Origin of the sequence: Micromonospora sp. WMMD737, assembly GCF_049179055.1 — a bacterium.
Lineage (GTDB): Bacteria > Actinomycetota > Actinomycetes > Mycobacteriales > Micromonosporaceae > Micromonospora > Micromonospora reichwaldensis.
In genome coordinates, this window is sequence record NZ_JBMHMH010000001.1 from 5,645,456 (window position 1) to 5,660,051 (window position 14,596).

The window sequence follows — 14,596 nt, forward strand, 5'->3', positions numbered from 1 at the left end:
TCCGAGGGGTAGGGGCGGGTAGGGGCGGTCGTTCAGCGAAGGGTGGGCGATGACGGCGCGGCCGCCAACCGGCTTGGCGGCGTGAAGGCAAAGGCCAAGGCAGCGATCACGAGTGCGGCTGCGGCCACCGCGAGGCTCTCCCGGAAGCCGAGCCAACCGCCGAGGATTCCCGCGGTCGCGGCACCGAGTGGCAGGCTGCCGTGTGCAACTACCCTGTAGCTCGCGTTGACCCTGCCCATGATCGACGGCGCAACCATGAGCTGCCGAAGGGTGACGGCATGGATGTTGAAGTGGGTGAACCCGAATCCGTAGATCGCGAAACCCAAAGCCATCACTCCGATGGCCACTGGGCCGCTGCCGGCGAAGACAACGAGGACCAGCGGGCCTGCCGCCGCGACGAGTCTGCCGAGAACGAGGTTGGTGCCCAACCCCAGCTTCGTCCCGATGCGGTTCGCGCAGATTCCGCCGATCAGCGAGCCAACGCCGATGGCGGCTAGCAGTACGCCGATGACGCTCGGCTTGAGGTGCAGGGTGCTTACGGCGAGCAGCAGGAAGTTCGCCATGATCACCTGATCGAAGAAGTTGCCCCACGCGCTGAAGCCGGCGAGTGTGCCGAGCACGCGGTTTCCCAGGGTCTTGCGCAGGCCGACGCCGATGTCGACGAGCACCCCGCGCATTCCTCGGCGGGCCACCGGCTCGCGGGGAGGTTCGCGGCGCCTGATTGCCGTCATGGCTAGGGCGGACAGCAGCATGCCGATCGCGTCGAACGTGATGGCGCCCGGCGCGGTGAGCAACGCGATCAGCAGGCCGCCGATGGCGGGCCCAGCGGTGTCGGCGATCGACGAGGTCGTGCTCAAGATCCCGTTGGCCCAGGTGAGTCGGTCGCGGTCGACCAACGTCGGAACATAGGCCAGGTAGGCGATGTTGAATACCGCGGCCAACACCCCGACGAGGAACGCGACGATCATGAAGTAGAGCAGGTGGAGATCGGTCAGCCAAGCCAGCAGCGGGATGGAGCCCAGTAGCAGCGCCCGGGACAGGTTGATGCCGATGAGCAGCGGACGCAGCCGTACACGATCGACCAGCACCCCGACGAACGGTGTGATCAGCAGCAGCGGCAGCGTGGCGACGCTACCGAGACCGCCCACCTGCTCGGGCGTGGCATCGAGGATGTAGATCGCGGCGAGAGGCAACGCGATGAGGGTGACCCTGGTAAACAGGTCCGACACTGCTTCGCCGGCCCAGAACAGGTAAAAGTCCGTCCCGGCCCGTCGCTTAGGGATGCGTTGGCCGGAGTCGGCGGTGGTGGACACAGCGTTCACAGCCGCACCACGTTGTCGCCGTGCAGGAAGCCGCGAGTGTCCAGCACCAGTCTTGCCGGGCTGAAGTTGGTGTTCACGTACTGGCTGTGTCGTTGAAGTACGACGACCAGGTCCGCGAACCGGAACGCCTCTTCCAGCGACCGGAGCGGAGCCAGGTCGGCGCCGCGCACCGGCAGATGCTCGATGTACGGATCGTGGAACCTGACGTCGGCTCCTGCGGCGACGAGATGCTCGGCGAGAGGTACGGCCGGGGACTCCCGCGCGTCGGCGACATCCTCCTTGTAGGCGACCCCGAGCAGCGCGACCGAGGCGGGGCGGTCGTCGGGGACCGGAAGCAGCTTCATCACCCGGGCAGCGACGTAGCGTGGCATGCGTTCGTTCGTCCGATCGGCGATGTCGATGAACTCCGAGTTGCTGCCCAGGTCTCGTAGTCGGTGGGAGAGATAGATCGGGTCGACCGGTATGCAGTGACCGCCGACGCCCGGGCCCGGAGTGAACGACTGGAAGCCAAAGGGTTTCGTCGCCGCGGCGCCCACCACCTCCCAGAAATCCAAGCCCAACGCGTCACTGAGTAACAGCATCTCGTTGATGAGCCCGACATTGACGTACCGGTAGGTGTTCTCGAGGAGTTTTGCCATCTCGGCCTCCCGCGTGCCCCGCACCGGAACCACCTTGTTGACGATGCGGGAGTAGAAGCTCTCGGCTGCCGTCCCGCAGGCTGGCGTCAAACCGCCCACGATCTTGGGCGTGTTCCGCAGGCTGAACTCGGGATTCCCTGGGTCGATCCGTTCCGGCGAGAAGGCCAGGAAAAAGTCCGTGCCGGCGGTCAGACCGGACTGTTCGAGGATCGGCAGGATCACCTCCTCGGTGGTGCCCGGATAGGTCGTGGACTCCAAGACCACCAGGGTGCCGGGAGCGAGATGGGCTGAGACCAGCCGGGCGGCGGCCCGGACGGCCGAGATGTTGGGGCGACGTTGTTCGTCCAACGGGGTCGGGACGCAGATCACCACCGTCGCCGCGGCGGCGATGACGTCAGGCGCGGTCGTAGCGGTAAAGCCGCCTGCAAGCATCCGGCTCAGGTCTTCGTCGGACACGTCCCGAATGTGCGAGCGGCCGGCCATGAGGCCTTCCACGACGTCACCGTCGATGTCAACGCCCACCACTCTCAGCCCGCTCAGTGACGCCTCGTGCGCGAGCGGCATGCCGACGTAGCCGAGGCCCAGGACTGCTAGATCAAGTTGAGGCATTAGGTGTATTCCTCACAGAGAATGGAGCTATCGCCCGAGGGGCCTGGCCACTGCGGCGCGCCGGTTCGGACCAGGTGAGGCTCCGGACACGTCGCTCGTGCCGCGCAGTTGATGCGCCGTGCCGCCTCAATGCGGCTGGCGAGGGTGTGCAGCTCGCCCGGCGGCGAAGTCAGGTGAGCCGGGGTGCCGCGCCGGGCATCCGGGGCTGATGGCCGGTCGGGATGTTCCGCAGGCTTTCGAAGGAATCCGCTTCGAGCTTTCCGTTCGGGCTGATCGGTATGTCGGTGCGGACGTCGAGCACGGACGGGATAGCACCCATCGGCAGCAGGGTCGCGAGGTGGGCGGCTAGTTTGCGCTTGTCGAGCTTGGCGTCCGGTGCGACGACTGCGGTGGCGCCGAGGGTGGCCTCCGATAGAGGATCCGCCGGGTCGGCCGGTATGACCGTGGCCATGGCGTCTGTGACGCCGGGGCACCGGCGGAGAGCCTCTTCCACCTCGCCCAGCTCGACCCGCAGGCCGCGAATCTTCACCTGGCGATCGGTGCGGCCGTCGAAGATCAGTTCACCCGTCTCGGTGAGATACCCACGGTCGCCAGTCGCGTGCTCGTGTCCTAGCGGGGTCATCCGTCCGTCGACGATGCGACCGAGGGCGAGGTGGGGCGATCGGACGATGATCTCGCCCGGCTCGCCCAGCGGCGGTTCCGACCCGTCCGGGCCTACCAGTCGTACGTGGAACCCGGGCGCCGGCCTTCCCAGTGGTACTGGGCCGTCACCCGTGGCGATGTCCTCATCTGAGGGCGTCAAATGCATCGCTACCTGTGGCGTCTCGGTGGTTCCGTACACCGTCGTGAGCTGGGCGTTCGGGGCGGCCGCCTTGAACTGCTGGAGATCGCGCCAGCGCAGCGGCTCGCCGCCAAGGAGAACGCGGCGAAGTCGGGGCAGGCGAGTGAGTGCCGGTACGAGCACGCGCCGGGCCACGCTGGGCGTCAGATGCGCGGCCGTGATCCCCTGCTCCGCAAGCCATTGCGCGAGGGCCGCTGGGCGAGCCCAGGTGCGCCCGTCGGGTATGTGCACGCTCGCGCCGATGGACAACGGGAGGAAGACGTCGCGCAGGAGAGGATCGTGCGACAACCCCGAGATCATGCTGAAACGGTCGTCCGCCGAGTACTCGAACTCTTTGACGCTCCACCGTAGGTAGTGAACGACCGCATCATGACCACCCACCAGGCATTTCGGCACTCCAGTTGTGCCCGAGGTGAAGGACAGGTAAGCGACGTTTGAGGTAGCGCCGACCGCAGTGCCACCACCACCGCTGATGGCCGTCATATCGATGGGCGGAGCGTCGACTCGGGGCTCGCTCGCAACCCCGGAAGCAAGAACTGCGTGCGGCTCCAGCAGTTGCGCCATGGACTGCAGCCGGCGACGTGGGTAGGACTGATCAAGCACGGCGAAGCAGGCCCCAGCCAGCAGCGCACCGAGCATGTCGATGATCAGGTCCGGGCTACGTTTGCCAAGCACCGCCACCCTCGATCCAGGTGCGACGCCGACGGCGACGAGCGCGGCGGCCACGCCTCCCGCGCGCTCCCGGAGTTCCCGGTACGTCAGCCGCAAGCTCGGTGACTGGATGGCGGTGCGATCGGGCGAGTGCTCGACCATGGTAAGGAATCGAGAGTGAATTCGGTCACGGTTTGCAATAATCCCCGTTGTAGCTAGCACATTTCCCCGTTTCGGTGATGCCGCAACGCAGTTGGCGCGCACAAGCACCCATCACCCGCTCTCCTCGCGGAGGTTGAAGGTGACGCCTTCTAATCAGTTGCGGCCGCACGACGCATGATCGTGGCGACCTCCCTGCGAACGGTAGTCGATGCCCCGACCGTCGGCAAGCCCGTGTTGACTGCCTGTCGAGGTCGCAGATCTCCTGTGTGATCCCCCAGTCGACGCAGGCAGCCAACTTGCGCATGCGAGGTTGCCCAAGGTGTGCAGTGAAGGGTGGGGGTGCCCTTTCGTAATTGACATATGTAAGTTCTTGTCCGGATTGATGGTGAGGCAGAGATGCTGCTTGACCTGCAAGAACTTCATGGTGCCCAGAGTGTGGCGGCGAGTTCCGAAGAGTGCGCAACGTTAGCCAGTGCTGCCGTCGGTCGGTCCGGCGAATGCTCGATCCGTAGCTTTGTAATCGCGGCGACGATACAAATGACTTCAGCTTCGAGCGCGCTCTTATCGAATCGTGATCATTGGGGATGCCTCCATTGTCTGCATCTATCTGCGCGAGCCGAAGTGCGGGTTCGGAGAGCATCTGACGAGCTCGTGGGACGCAGATTCCGTACCCTCACCACAAGGTGTGGGTGATTCAATCCACGGGATAAGCGGCTGCCGCATGCACCGCCGAGGGCCGCCTGATCGCGGCAGGCGGTATCCCGGTAGTATTTATTGGCTTCGGGCCGCCCTTCCTCAAGGCGGTCGACTGGCAACCCTGGGTGACATCCATCGAGGTCACCGGCCTGGCGACCCGGCCGTCATTCCCTTTGGCATCCAAGTCTGGTGACGACTAGCGCCAGCGCCGGCCGCTCATGCGAAGGCGCCCTCCTCGCCGCTGGCTGTGGCGAATTGCGCCCACGGCAGGAACCTGTCGGGCGGTCCGTTCCGCCCAATCCCGTCGGGCGGCCGCGTCGCATGTAGGAATCCTTCATGCTGGGGTAGGACGGCTAAAAGTTTCGAGCACCACGCCTGAGCTGTGGGATAAATGCATCTTGGATATGGACAGGAGCTCAGCCGGGTGGTGGCAGCTGTAGGTGCCGTCCGTGTCAAGGCGCTCTGCACAGCACCGCAGCCCCACAGTGAGTGCCCTCAATCTCGGCCATGATGGTCAAAACCGGCGTTGATTGGGACCGGTGGGTAGAGGCTGAGCGTGCCGTGGACCTGGAGGCGGTGACGGCGGTGATGTGCTCCGGGTAGGGTCCTGGGCTGGGAGAACAGGGGTCTCGGTGACGTGGGTGAACTTGGGCCACTCCCTGCCACCCCAGGTGAACCCCGAGGTCGCTAGACTGGGCCCTCGCGCCCTCGTAGCTCAGGGGATAGAGCATCGGTTTCCTAAACCGTGTGTCGCAGGTTCGAATCCTGCCGGGGGCACCTCGAAGATCAGCAAAAACATCATCTGAGCAGCGGATACGCCTCCGCATCGACCCGTCCACCTGCGCAGCCGCAGGTCAGCGGTAACCGCCGCATGCATCCTCCCGCGCAAGGTTCGTGCCTGGGTGTAAGCGCTGGAAGTTCGGTCTCTGCCGCAGATCCTGACCCGCCGGGTCGGCTGCGGCTCTCATCGACCAAGGAAGCGGGCCATGGCGTCGCGCAGCTGCCAGTTCGGGTCACGCGGCCTGAGGCCAGGGTCAGAGAACTGGGGGTCGACAGCGAGTTGAGCCACAGTTGACGCCACGCACTCCCGTTCGGCTCGAAGATTCGACCACGCCGAGTCCGGCAGCCGCAGCACGGTGAGGAGCAGGTCGCCCCGGTAGTAGTCACCCTCGGCCAAGGGATCGTGGAGCAGGACCCGCACCGCGAGAGGCAGCAGGTCCGACACCCCGATCTGCTGACCGAGCATGAGGCGCAGGTCTTCGACCGTGAACTCTGCCATCGGCTTGCGTCGCAGCTCGGTGCAGCGTCGGGCGAGGAAGGTGCTGTCCGGGCCCGGGTCCGGCCAGTAGTCCCGCTCCCGCTGCTCGATGGTCGTCACGGCGGTCAGGGTAGTCAGCGCCGTAGCCCAGGGCACCACAGGCGAGAGGCGCCGCAACGAATCGTGAGGGTGGCGGGCCGTCGTCGGGGGGCCGCGCGATCGGCTGCGGCGCCGCTTCCTGCCTGTTACCGGGGTCCGAGGACCGGTGCCAGGCGAAGCGGCCCCCGAACCGAGGGGGCATGAATGATCTTCCGAACCGGGGTGCGTCGGTCTTCCTTGTCCTGGCCGTTCCGACGCGCCATTGTCGCGGGATGGGCAGGCGCAGGAAGCGGAAGCGTCTGGCCGCGGTCGGACGACGCCTGCGGGAGGAGAGCGAGGAAGAGTGGGTGCCGCTGGCTGGTCCGACGACCAGGCGGCCGTGCTGGCTCAGGCGTGGAGGCGTCTGGCCGGCGGGTGAACCGCAGAACCGGGTGTCGGGCGCCGTTCGCTACGCGGCCGACACCGCCGGGGGCGTCGGCGCGATCGACCGGTACGACCCGTGGAGATAGAGCAGCGGCGCCTTCGCCGGATTCAGCGGGCCGTACGACACCGCCTCCCCGATGACCACCGAGTGGTCGCCCTGGTCGGAGAGGTCGCGTACGCGGCAGTCGAAGTAGGCCAGTCCCTCGCTGAACACGAGGCAGCCGGTGGCCGGCGCCCGGTGCACCCGGACGCCGGCGAACGCGGCCGCGCCGGAGGGCCGCCGAGCGTCGGCGAACCAACGGGCGACGTCCCGTTGGTCCGCCGCGAGCACGGTGACCGCGAAGATGCCGGAGTCGCGGATCTGGGTGAGCAGTCGACTCCGGTGCTTCAGGCAGGTCAGGACCAGGGTGGGGTGCAGCGAGACGGTGGTGAACGAGTTGACCGTCATCGCCAGCGGGATGTCGTCGTACACGCTGCTGACGATGCCGACGCCGGTGGCGAACGCCCCGGCGGTACGGCGGAACTCCACTGCCCGGTCCTGGTTGGTCATGGCGTCAGTCCTGACCCCAGACCAGGCAGAACGGGTGTCCCACCGGGTCGGCGTAGACCCGGAAGCCGTGGTTGCGGCTGCCGCCGCCGCGCAGCAGGGTGGCGCCCAGCCGCAGCACCGCCTCCTCGGCCTCCTGGATGTCGTCCACCTCCACGTCGAGGTGGGCCTGCTGCGGGAAGGCCGGATCCGGCCACTGCGGCGGCTGGTAGTCGGCGACGCTCTGGAGGCAGAGGCGCGGATGCCCGTCCGGGCCCTTCAACGTCACCCAGTACCCGTCGCTGTCGGCCCACTCCAGGCCGGTCAGCTCGACGTAGAACTCCGCCAACTTCTCGGCGTCCGGACAGTCCAGCACCACCGAGTGCAGTCGACCGATCATCCGACCTCTCCCGTCATCGTCGTACGCGCGATGACCGGCGCCCCCGGTCACCGTGTCAGTGAAGGTACTCGCCGAAGGTGGTGAAGTAGTCGATGGCGCGCACGGGTGGCCCGGTCTCGGTGGAGACCTGGAGCAGCACCACCCCGCGGTCGTCGCCGTCGCCCGGTCCGCCGCTGGCGACGACCACTCCGCCGTAGTCGGCCTTGACGATCCGGCCGGGCGTGCCGCCGTGCGCCCGGGTCGGCCGGGTGGCGGCCTTGACCCACAGCCGGAACCCCCGGTGCGTCGTCCACGCGTTGACGAACGGGTCCGACTGGCCGCGCACCAGGTCGCAGATGGTGGTGGCGCTGTCCCGCCAGTCGATGCGGGTGTCCTCGACCCCGATCCGGTGGTAGAACGACGCGCCCTCGGGCGGCTGCGGCTGGCCCCGGTGGCCCTCGGCGACCCGCTCCAACGCCTCGAGCGTGACCGGCACGTACTCCGCGAGGAGGCGCTCCAGGATCTGGCCGGCGGTGTCGTGCGGGCCGATCTTCACGCGGGCCTGGGTGATGATCGGGCCGGTGTCCAGCTCCTCCGCCATGTAGTGCACGGTGAGGCCGGTCTCCTCCTCGCCGTTGCGGATGGCCCAGTTGACGGCGCCGAACCCGGCGTACGCGGGCAGCAGCGCGTCGTGCGTGTTGACCGCGCCGCGTTCCGGAATGCGCAGCACCTCCGCCGGCACCCGGGTCCGCCAGTTGGTGGAGACGATGAGTTCCGGTGCGAGGTCGCGCAGCTGCTCGTGCAGGTCGGGCTCGCGGGCGGTGGCCGAGTAGCGCACCGGCAGTCCCAGGTCCGCCGCGGCCAGCTCCACGTCCGGCTCGCCGAGCCCGCTGAACTCGGCCCGGTGGGTGAGCACCAGCAGCACCTCGTGGTGCGGCGCGATGCCCCGCAGCACGGTCGCGCCGAGCTCGCCGTACCCGAAGAAGACGATCCTCACGGCTTCGCCGCCCCGTTGGCCCGCCCGGCCCGGAAGCGGACGGTGTTGACCCGCAGCCAGCCGGAGGAGTCGCGCTGGTCGAACACGTCGTCCGCCTCGAAGGTGGCGAAGGCGGTGTCGTAGCGGCTGTGCGGGGAGCGGCGGCCGATCACCTGGACGGTGCCCCGGTGCACCCGCAGGATCGCGTCGCCGGTGACGTCCTGCTGGCTGAAGTCGATGGCCGTCTGCAACATCAGCCGCTCGGGGGCGAACCAGAGGCCCCGGTAGACCAGGGCGGTGTACTTCGGCATCAGCTCCTCCTTGAGCTGCGCCACCTCCGGGTCGAGCACCAGCGACTCCACCGCCCGGTGGGCGTGCCAGAGCAGGCTGCCTGACGGGGCCTCGTAGATGTTGCGGGTCTTCATGCCGAAGATCCGGTTCTCCACGATGTCGAGCCGGCCGATGCCGTGCCGGCGGCCGATCCCGTCGAGCGTCTCCAGCACGGCGCTGGCGGACAGGGGCGTCCCGTTGACGCCGACCGGGTTGCCGCCCTGGAAGTGGATCTCGACGGTCTCCGGCTCGTCCGGGGTGTCGGGGAGGTCGCGCACCCGGAACAGCAGCCCCTCGGGCGCGGGCTGCGCCGGGTCCTCCAGTGCCTCGCCCTCGTACGAGGTGTGCAGCAGGTTGCTGTCGATGGAGTACGGCCGTTCGCCGCTGCTGAGGTCCAGTTCGATGCCGTGCCTGCCGGCGTACGCGAGCAGGTCGCTGCGGGAGGCCAGGTCCCACTCCCGCCACGGGCTGATCACCGTGAGGTCGGGGCGCAGCGCGGCGAAGGTCATCTCGAAGCGGATCTGGTCGTTGCCCTTGCCGGTGGCCCCGTGCGCCACGGCGTCGGCGCCGACCTCCTCGGCGACCCGCACCTGCGCGGCGGCGATCAGCGGCCGGCCGATGGAGGACCCCATCAGGTACTGCCCCTCGTAGAGGGCGTTGGCCCGGTACATGGGGAAGGCGTAGTCCCGGGCGAACTCCTCGCGCAGGTCGACCACCCGCACCTCGTCGGCGCCGAGCTTCTCGGCCTTGCGGGCGGCGGTGTCCAGCTCCTCGCCCTGCCCGAGGTCCGCGATGAACGCGGTCAGCCGGCAGCGGTACCGCTCCTTGAGCCAGACCAGGGCCACCGACGTGTCGAGACCGCCGGAGAAGGCGAGCACGATGTGCTGGGGGGCGATGTTGTTCCGAGTCGACATGATGGTCACACCTCTCCGGCGGGCACGGTCGCCCACAGTTGGTCCATGGTTTCGTGGGTGAAGTCGCGGGTCAGGTCGGACGTCGAGGCGTACCCCATGTTGATGATCTTGCGGCGGCCCTGGCGGACCGGGGCGACCCGGTGCAGCGTGGTGTTGGTCCGCATCAGGTACAGGTCGCCGGGGAACAGCTCCATCGAGTAGATCGGACGGCTGACCAGCGCCCGGTTGACCTCCGGGCGCTCCTTGTTCCAGACGGTGTTGGGCACGCACTGGACGAAGCCGCCGTGCTCCACCGGCGGGCACTCGACCACCCAGACCAGCGCGAAGGTGAAGTCGTCCCAGTGCCAGCCGTGGGTGTCGCCGTCCTTCTCCAGGCAGGTGATGACGAACTGCTCCGGCTCGTACGGGCAGGGGTGCACCGGCTCGCCGGCCACCTCCGACAGCACCCGCAGGATCGGCTCCGCGGTGTAGATCCCGTTGATGACGGTGCCCAGTTCGGCGATCTCGGCCCGGGTCACGTTGCGCATCCGGCGCGGCGTGTAGTCGGTCTCGGCGAACCGCAGGTCCCGGCGCGTGCCGGCCTTGTCGATCAGCTCGTTGACCTCGTCGGCGACGGCCTTCTTGACGCTGTCGGGGGCGACGAAGGAGACCTTCGCGTGCCCCAGGTAGGAGAAGTCGCGGCGGGCCGTGGCGACATCGTCCGGCGCCACGTCGCGCTCCACGTGCTCCCGCAGTTCCTGGTACAAGACTCTCGAGTCGAACACGGATCCTCCTTGGTTAACCTCGCGCCGCCGCGACGCGCGCGAAATCGATGACGGCCGCCGCCACCTGCGTCACGGCGGCGGAATGCAACACTCCGAAGTGGTCGGTGCCGATCCGCTGGGACCGGGCCGCCCCGAGCCGCGCCGTCCACTGGGCGATCTGCGCGTCGAGCAGGTCCGCGCCGATCACCAGCGCGGGAGTGTCGACCGGGCCGTCGTGGACGTACTCGGCGCTGGCCCGGAGGTGGCGCTCGTAGCTGCGCCACCGGTGCGCCAGCAGCGCCGTGGGCACGGGCTGCCCGACGGCGGTCAGGCTGGCCGCGAGCGCGCCGAGGGCCAGCCGCGCGTCGAAGCCCGCCGGCTCCGGGCCACCCGTCACCCGGGGCCTCGGGGCGTCCGGCTCCAGGTCGAAAGCCCGGTGGATGTTCTCGGTGAAGGTGTCGAAGCGCTGCCGGACCCCGTCGGCCGGCAGCTCGTACCCGACGGGCGGGGCGGAGTCCAGCACGACCAGTGCCGAACGCCGTCCGACCTGGTCGGCGGCCATCTGGTAGGCGACCTGACCGCCGAAGGACCACCCGCCGAGCAGGTCCGGGACCAGCCCCGCCGCGTCCAGGTCGGCCCGGTACCGGCGGGCCAGCGCCGCCACCGTCGGCAACTCCGCGCTGTCGCGGGAGGCGGTCACCCGCCAGTGCTCCGGCAGCTCCGCCAGCAGGTCCTGGTAGTCCTGCGGGCTGCCCCCGGCGCCGTGCACGAGGTGCAGGTGCGGCCCCGGGCCCGCCCGCAACTCCACAAGCGTCGACTCCGCCGCCACCGGCTGCGACCCGTTGCCCAGCAGGTCGGCCAACCGGCGGGGGGTCGGCTCGCCCAGCCAGCGCACGACGTCCACCGTCGGTCGCCCGTCGGCCGCCAGCGCGTCCACCAGGCGCAGGGCGCTCAGCGAGTTGCCGCCGGCGGCGAAGAAGTCGACGTCCGCGTCGGCCGGCGGGCCACCGAGCACGTCGGTCCAGGCGGCGACGACGCGCTGCCAGTCCGCCGACTCGGGCAGCGGGCCGGTCGCCCGGTCGCGGTCCACGGTGGCCGGGGCCGCGCGGCCGGCCCGGGCGCGGGTGGCCACGTCGAACGAGCCGACCGTACGCTGCGGCTCGGCGCCGCCGTCGGCCAGCACCTCGTCCAGGTCGTGCAGCAGGGCCAGCACGCTGCTCTCCCGGTAGCGCCCGGTGTGGTACTCGATCTCGGCGAGGTAGCCGCCGTCGGCCTCCCAGACGGACATCGCCAGGTCGGCCCGGGCGGCCCGGTTCGGGCTGGGCAGCAGCGTCGCCGGGACCGGGCCGAGCCGCAGGTCGGTGCCGATCGGGCCGAGGTAGCTCAGCAGCAGCGGCGCGGGATCGCCCAGCGCGCTCCGGGTCGCCTCGGGCAGCGCCCCGAACACCACCGGGTACGGCACCGCCTGGTGGGTCAGCATCTGCCACATCCCGTCCCGGGCGGCGCCCACCACCCCCGCGACGGTGTCCGCCCCGTCGACCGTGGCCCGGGCCACGCAGAGGTTGGCGGTGTACCCGAGCAGCGCCTGGTCGCGGGCGGTCATCCGGTTCGCGGTCACCACCCCCACCGCCACGTCCGGCCCGGCGCCGGCCCGGGCGAGCACGATCTGCGCCGCGCCGAGGATGACCGCGAACGGGGTGGCGAAGGTGGCCTTCGCCAGGGCGGCGATCCCGGCGCCCGCCTCGGCGCTGAAGCCGTAGCGCAGGATCGACCCGGGCGCGCCGCTGGCCACCTCGCCCGGCAGGTCGGGTTCCAGGACGGCGGAGGCGGCACCCGCGAGCGCGTCGCGCCAGTACGCCAGGCTCTTGTCCCAGCGACCGTCCGCGCGGGCCGCGGCCTGCTCCCGCGCGTACGTGCTGAACGGCACCGGGTCGGCCGGGAAGCTGACGGCACGTCCCTCCCGCGTGGCCGCGTACGCCTCGGACAGCTCGCCGACGAGCAGTTGGACCGCCCAGCCGTCGAGGACCACGTGGTGCACGGTCAGCAGCACCTCGTGGCGGTCGCCGACCCGGACCAGGGTGATCCGGGCCAGCGGTGCGGCCTCCGGTTCCATCGGCCCGGCGTGCACCTCCTCGGCGACGAGCCGCAGCAGGGTGCCCGGGTCCGCCGGTCCCGGGTCGTCCACCTCCACCCGGTGCAGGCCCACGACGATCCGGGGCGCCACCACCAGCGTGACGGCGTCCGCCTGCCGGACGACAGAGGTCCGCAACGCCTCGTGCCGGTCGACCATCGCCTGCCAGGCGACGGCCAGCGCCGCCTCGTCGAGCGGCTCGTCGACCGCGAGCCGCCAGGTGAGGTGGTAGACGGACCGGTCCCGGGCCCGCTGGTGCACCCACCACAGGGCCTCCTGCATGCCGGTGGCCGGGACCGGGCCCGGGGCCGCCCCGGCGTGCTGCTCAGCCACGGGTGGCGAGCAGCTCGGAGGTCAACCGCTTGCGGTCGACCTTGTCCACCTCGGTCAGCGGGATCTCCGCCCGGTGGTGGAACGCCCGTGGCCGCATGTACGGGGGCAGGTGTCCCACCAGCCGGGTGAGGTCGTCGTCGGCCAGCGCCGCGCCGGTGTAGACGGCGTGCAGGTCCAGCTCCCCGTCGGCGCCGGCCACGGTGAGCACCACGGCCTCCACCACGTCGGCGTGGGCGCGCAGCGCGGCCTCGATCTCGGCCAGCTCGACGCGGTTGCCGCGCACCTTCACCTGGTGGTCGATGCGGCCCTGGTGCACCAGCTCGCCGAACTCCCGACGGACCCGGTCGCCGGTGCGGTACCAGTGCTCGGCGGTCAGCGGCCCGGTGCCGTCGTAGAGCCGGCCCCGCTCGCCGTCGAAGGAGACGAACCGGCCGGCGTTCTCCGTCGGATCCAGGTAGCCGGGGAAGCGCTGCTCACCGCGGACGCACAGCTCGCCGTCGTCGCCCGGGCGCAGGTCCTCGTCGAGCAGCACGTAGTCGAGGTGCGGGTAGATGTCCCCGATCGGCACGGACCGGTTCGACGACTCGATCCGGGCGGCCGGGTCGGCGGGCACCTCGTACGCGGTGACGATGACCGTGGTCTCGGTGGGGCCGTAGCAGTTGATCACGGCGGTGTTCGGCGCGGCGGCCGTCCAGTCGTTGACCTGCTCGATGGTCAGCGGCTCCCCGCCGAAGGAGCTCAGCCGCAGCGTCGGCATGCTCTCCGGCGCCAGCGCCCGCAACCGCTTGGCGAACGAGATCAGCGACGGTACGGACAGCCAGTGCGTGAGCCGCTTCGTGTTGATGAAGCGCACCGGCGTCAGCACGTCGCCGCGCTGCGCCACGCACAGGGTGGCGCCGGTGCCCCACGCGCCGAACATCGCCAGGATCGAGCCGTCGAAGCACATCTCGAAGGTCTGCGAGACCCGCGACTCGGGCCGGAACCGGTACCGCTTGGTCACCTCCGTCAGGAACGAGTCGACGTTGGCGTGGGTCGCCGGCACGCCCTTGGGCTTCCCGGTGGTGCCGCTGGTGAAGATGATGTACGCGAAGTCGTCGCGGCCCCGCTCCACCTCCGGCGGGATCTCCGCCGCGTCGCCCGGGGCGAGGAACCGGCGCCAGCCCTCACCGGTCAGGTCGAGGACCGTGACGGTGGTCTGCGCGCGGAACTCGGCCAGCCCGTCGCCGGAGGTGTCGTCGACCATGACGAGGTCGAGCCCCGCCTCGTCGGAGATGGCGAGGTTCCGGGCCGCCGGGTTGGCGGGGTTGAGCGGCACCACCGTCGCACCCAGCCGCAGGGCGGCCAGGTAGGCGATGTAGCCGACGAGGCTGCGGGAGGTGAGCAGCCCGACCCGTCGGGGTGGCCGTCCCGGCACGCGCTGCATGGCGGCCGACAACCGCTCGGCCGCGGCCCGCAACTCGGCGTAGGTCAGTGCGTCCGAGGCGACCTCGATCGCCACGTTGTCCGGGTACTGCCGGGCCGACGTACGGAACCAGTCGTAGAGGGTACGGGTCTGCATCGCACAT

11 protein-coding genes and 1 tRNA gene are annotated in these 14,596 nt (G+C 69.8%); 1 reads left to right on the forward strand and 11 read right to left on the reverse strand.

Going from position 1 to position 14,596, the window contains the following annotated elements; translation table 11 throughout:
* Nucleotides 1-32: 32 nt before the first annotated feature.
* The 3 genes from ACN27A_RS25085 to ACN27A_RS25095 all read right to left on the reverse strand — a co-directional run bounded on the left by ACN27A_RS25085 (nt 33) and on the right by ACN27A_RS25095 (nt 4,223).
* Entirely contained in the window at nt 33-1,322 is a 1,290-nt protein-coding gene (locus ACN27A_RS25085; protein ID WP_421457079.1) for an MFS transporter, read from the reverse strand.
* Nucleotides 1,319-2,569, reverse strand: coding sequence for a nucleotide sugar dehydrogenase (locus tag ACN27A_RS25090; protein ID WP_421457080.1), 1,251 nt, complete (start codon nt 2,567-2,569; stop codon nt 1,319-1,321). Before ACN27A_RS25090 ends, ACN27A_RS25085 begins: the two co-directional genes overlap by 4 nt.
* A gap of 169 nt (nt 2,570-2,738) precedes the next feature.
* Complete coding sequence (locus tag ACN27A_RS25095; protein ID WP_421457081.1) at nt 2,739-4,223, reverse strand: AMP-binding protein; 1,485 nt, start codon at nt 4,221-4,223, stop codon at nt 2,739-2,741.
* Between the two features lie 1,400 nt (nt 4,224-5,623).
* Between ACN27A_RS25095 and ACN27A_RS25100 the strand changes: the two genes are divergently transcribed.
* Nucleotides 5,624-5,696: transfer RNA gene (locus ACN27A_RS25100), tRNA-Arg, on the forward strand.
* Nucleotides 5,697-5,883: 187 nt separating this feature from the next.
* Here ACN27A_RS25100 and ACN27A_RS25105 read toward each other — a convergent pair.
* From ACN27A_RS25105 to ACN27A_RS25140, 8 genes are all read right to left on the reverse strand, one after another.
* Nucleotides 5,884-6,297 (reverse strand): contact-dependent growth inhibition system immunity protein, encoded by a 414-nt coding sequence (locus ACN27A_RS25105; RefSeq protein WP_421457082.1) that lies wholly within the window; start codon nt 6,295-6,297, stop codon nt 5,884-5,886.
* Between the two features lie 427 nt (nt 6,298-6,724).
* The gene (locus ACN27A_RS25110; protein ID WP_421457083.1) at nt 6,725-7,249 is read right to left on the reverse strand and encodes a flavin reductase family protein; all 525 of its coding nucleotides are present in this window, start codon (nt 7,247-7,249) and stop codon (nt 6,725-6,727) included.
* A 4-nt stretch (nt 7,250-7,253) separates the two neighbouring features.
* A complete protein-coding gene (locus ACN27A_RS25115) occupies nt 7,254-7,625 on the reverse strand; it encodes a VOC family protein (RefSeq protein ID WP_282313093.1) in 372 nt (123 codons plus the stop codon).
* 55 nt (nt 7,626-7,680) lie between these two features.
* On the reverse strand, nt 7,681-8,601 hold the full coding sequence (locus ACN27A_RS25120) for a methionyl-tRNA formyltransferase (RefSeq protein WP_421457084.1): 921 nt from the start codon (nt 8,599-8,601) through the stop codon (nt 7,681-7,683).
* Nucleotides 8,598-9,824 (reverse strand): argininosuccinate synthase, encoded by a 1,227-nt coding sequence (locus ACN27A_RS25125; protein ID WP_421457085.1) that lies wholly within the window; start codon nt 9,822-9,824, stop codon nt 8,598-8,600. Before ACN27A_RS25125 ends, ACN27A_RS25120 begins: the two co-directional genes overlap by 4 nt.
* A 5-nt stretch (nt 9,825-9,829) precedes the next feature.
* A complete protein-coding gene (locus tag ACN27A_RS25130; RefSeq protein WP_132231720.1) occupies nt 9,830-10,588 on the reverse strand; it encodes a HalD/BesD family halogenase in 759 nt (252 codons plus the stop codon).
* A gap of 13 nt (nt 10,589-10,601) precedes the next feature.
* A complete protein-coding gene (locus ACN27A_RS25135; RefSeq protein ID WP_421457086.1) occupies nt 10,602-13,031 on the reverse strand; it encodes a condensation domain-containing protein in 2,430 nt (809 codons plus the stop codon).
* Complete coding sequence (locus tag ACN27A_RS25140; protein WP_421457087.1) at nt 13,024-14,589, reverse strand: amino acid adenylation domain-containing protein; 1,566 nt, start codon at nt 14,587-14,589, stop codon at nt 13,024-13,026. Before ACN27A_RS25140 ends, ACN27A_RS25135 begins: the two co-directional genes overlap by 8 nt.
* Between the last annotated feature and the right edge of the window lie 7 nt (nt 14,590-14,596).

Coding starts and splice junctions, on each gene's coding strand:
- ACN27A_RS25090 (WP_421457080.1), bottom strand. CDS start 2,569: ATGCCTCAACTTGATCTAGCAGTCCTGGGCCTCGGCTACGTCGGCATG.
- ACN27A_RS25095 (WP_421457081.1), bottom strand. CDS start 4,223: ATGGTCGAGCACTCGCCCGATCGCACCGCCATCCAGTCACCGAGCTTG.
- ACN27A_RS25110 (WP_421457083.1), bottom strand. CDS start 7,249: ATGACCAACCAGGACCGGGCAGTGGAGTTCCGCCGTACCGCCGGGGCG.
- ACN27A_RS25115 (WP_282313093.1), bottom strand. CDS start 7,625: ATGATCGGTCGACTGCACTCGGTGGTGCTGGACTGTCCGGACGCCGAG.
- ACN27A_RS25125 (WP_421457085.1), bottom strand. CDS start 9,824: ATGTCGACTCGGAACAACATCGCCCCCCAGCACATCGTGCTCGCCTTC.
- ACN27A_RS25140 (WP_421457087.1), bottom strand. CDS start 14,589: ATGCAGACCCGTACCCTCTACGACTGGTTCCGTACGTCGGCCCGGCAG.